This window comes from Eudoraea sp. (assembly GCF_049669105.1).
Lineage (GTDB): Bacteria > Bacteroidota > Bacteroidia > Flavobacteriales > Flavobacteriaceae > Eudoraea.
In genome coordinates this window covers 1-2,899 of the sequence record NZ_JBATKE010000218.1, presented here as the reverse complement: position 1 = coordinate 2,899, position 2,899 = coordinate 1, and the positions used below count along the sequence as shown (strand labels likewise).

General features: G+C 38.8%; 4 protein-coding genes. All 4 read right to left on the bottom strand.

Annotated features, from left to right (window positions below; genetic code table 11):
* Positions 1–303: 303 nt before the first annotated feature.
* Positions 304–1,329, bottom strand: coding sequence for a TolB family protein (locus WBM60_RS16485; RefSeq protein ID WP_424283349.1), 1,026 nt, complete (start codon positions 1,327–1,329; stop codon positions 304–306).
* A gap of 384 nt (positions 1,330–1,713) precedes the next feature.
* Positions 1,714–2,352: a DUF427 domain-containing protein gene (locus WBM60_RS16480; RefSeq protein ID WP_424283348.1), complete on the bottom strand. Its 639-nt coding sequence runs from the start codon at positions 2,350–2,352 to the stop codon at positions 1,714–1,716.
* Between the two features lie 3 nt (positions 2,353–2,355).
* A complete protein-coding gene (locus tag WBM60_RS16475; protein ID WP_424283347.1) occupies positions 2,356–2,817 on the bottom strand; it encodes an RES family NAD+ phosphorylase in 462 nt (153 codons plus the stop codon).
* Positions 2,814–2,888, bottom strand: a complete 75-nt coding sequence (locus WBM60_RS16470; RefSeq protein WP_424283350.1) for an antitoxin Xre/MbcA/ParS toxin-binding domain-containing protein — start codon at positions 2,886–2,888, stop codon at positions 2,814–2,816. The genes WBM60_RS16475 and WBM60_RS16470 overlap by 4 nt, the downstream gene beginning before the upstream one ends.
* Positions 2,889–2,899 lie beyond the last annotated feature (11 nt).

Below are 2,899 nucleotides of genomic sequence, written 5' to 3'. Positions count from 1 at the left end.
ATTTAACCCAGACAGAATCGTTTTGCTGTCCAGTAGAGTTAATAATAACCGAAGCCGTATTTGAATTTTCGGAGCACGAAGTCAAGAAGAATATACATATAAGAAATAATAAAAACTTTATAGATTTATTCATCAATTTAGATTGTTTATCGATTCTAATTACTGCCAACGGTAAGGCTATGATTTCGGGCTGGAATCTATGCTAATAAATTAAGGCTGCGATATCGAGCTGATTAAAGGTAGGAAATTTCTGGTTTTCTAAAAGGTAAGACTAAATTATAGGTATTATTAGGCACAGTTTATTCATTCAACTAAATCACAATCATAATAGGGGAAATCTGTATCTTCTAAAATGATTTCAACATCTCCACCATCTCGATTCATTCTCCCTATTCTGGCAAATTCACCACATACTGAGATACTAAAATATACTTTCTTGGAATCCTTGGTCCAACGTGCCAGGCCATTCCTATTGTCGTCCTTGACGACATCTGTAGTAAGATCTGTATCGAAGTTATACTTTCTAATAGCCCATTTTCCCAATAAGAAGCAGTCCAGAATAGTCCATTTACTCTCAAAAGCTATCTCCTTACCATCTGGAGACCAATACGGATCATAGTTTTGAAAGGCCTCATCATCCGTGAGTTGTATTTCATCGGTCCCATCCACGTTCATTACATGTATTTCAAGATTTAGACCAACAAATTTGCTATATACAATTTTTTGGCCGTCTGGAGACCAGCTCGGGTCAGCATAATCCACAATGGTATCCTGACTGATTCGAACAGGATTTAGACCGTTTTGATCCGTGATATAAATCCCCCAATTATTTTGTTCTTTGGCGGCCATAACCAATTGTGTGCCGTCTGGGGACCAATCGGCTACTCCCTGTGCTGACCAGTTGTAATCGGCAAGGTCAATCACTTTTCGTGAGTTTGAACCATCCAGGTTCGCCATCCATAATTGGGCTTGTTCATAATTGTTGAATTCATTATCTGATGAAACATTGAGTGGGGATTTGTACCAAAGTATTGTTTGTTTATTGGGTGCAACCCTGATCCACCAATCATGATTATTTGAGTCAACTATTATTGGGGTTTCATTACCATTTAAGTCAGATTTGTAGATGTTATTCACCCCATTTCTCTTGCTGTAATAGAAAAGCTCAACGTTTTCATCACTTCCACTATTTGGTAGGGTTGATGAATTATCTTCATTTGGGATTGAGGTTTTGTCATCCGGGTTTATGGCCTTGTCATCCGTGCTGCAAGAAGTTAATATTCCAAATATGAGTATAAAAGTGATTTTAAGCATGGACCTATTTTTCATGTATATGACAAAAATTATGCCTAATAAATGGATATAACTAAGATACGATAATAGTCAAAATACTTTATATTTTCGGATACCAATCAAGCGTTTATTTAATCTTTAATTGTACCTGATTAACTATCTGCCTACTTTATAGAATACTGGTCATTTTCAGCGCTCCCTTCCTTCTTGGCCTTCATCTTAGAACTATTATAAACATATAGCAGGATAGAAATTACAAGAATTGAAATTAATACTACACTCGTTAAGATTGCTGATATTTCACTTTTAATTAAATCCATGATTTTCATCGTTTATTTATACTTTCTAAAAGTTTGCTTTTATAATATAAGGCTTTTCCCTTTCCAACTTCTGATAGTCTTGGATGTCTCAAAAAAACCATCACCAATGTCCGGTTCCGGGCTCCCCTTTGAAAGGTCCGACCAGGTCAGGTGTTATCCATCCCGCATAAAATCCTCCGGGTTGTGGCTGGATATGTATCCCATCGACCTTACAATCAAGATTCTGGGGATAGAAGGCCAAAAGATCTTTTAGCCCTTCAAATTCCTTAAAAGGTTTCGGGTAGGACCAAGCCACGGTTAGGTCCGAATTGCCTTTAAGTGCCCAATAGATGGCACTGCCTTTCCATTCGCACAATGAGGTCTTTCTGGGTATTCTGACCAACATTTCCTTATAGATATCCTGCCTGGGGATGTAGTAAGTTGGGGGACTCGCCGTCTCGAGTACTGCAAGGGAATTGTGAGAATCTGCAATGAGTTTGCCCTTATGGCTTACCGTTATATGTTTGGTCACTTTTTCAATAATCGGTGGACGGGGAAAGTCCCAAACGGATCGCTGTCCTTTTTCCGGCTCCTCCGCGAAAGGAGGTCTCCTGTCGCCATTGTAACCCCAACCCGCTCGGGCCTTCTTCAACCAATTTAGATTTTTACCACTCTGCTTGTTGGATTTCATTGGTTTAGCTCGGTCTTTTTCAACATAATTCAAATGTTGGTTTTTTTTATCCTTATTTTGAACTTCCATATTTTATGGTCTGAACAGGCGCTTGTCAAAAGTGAAAGGTTCGCTAGAGAGTATCTTTACCAAAACTATGTCTTTATGGAGTGGGTTTATCATGTAGTTAAAGTCTCCTTGAACTATAGCAGATGGTACTCTTAAAGTGAGCCATTTGTTTTCTTTTATAAATCTATCTCCCTCTTGCTGCGTGAACTCCGAAGGAGGGTATGTTTTCCAGTTTCTACCCTTTAGTTTGTTAACAGGATAGTTGTGAATAAGTTCGTCGGGGATTTCAATTGAAGTGAGGTAATAATTCTTTGGAACCGATTTAAGAGGAACGTGAACGGCTACTTCAAGATTTGCCAAGGCCCTTGATTGAGAGGAATACACCATTCGAGTCCCTTTATTATTCCATCTACCACCATATTTTTCCGCTCCTATACCTGACAGATCATTTCTGTATTCCTTCTTACCAAGCCTGTAGACTATCATGCCAACACTCCATGTTCAATACGGCCAAGTTCGTCCCTTACCATATCGATCCCTATACTGGTATCTAAAATGTCCTTTGGCC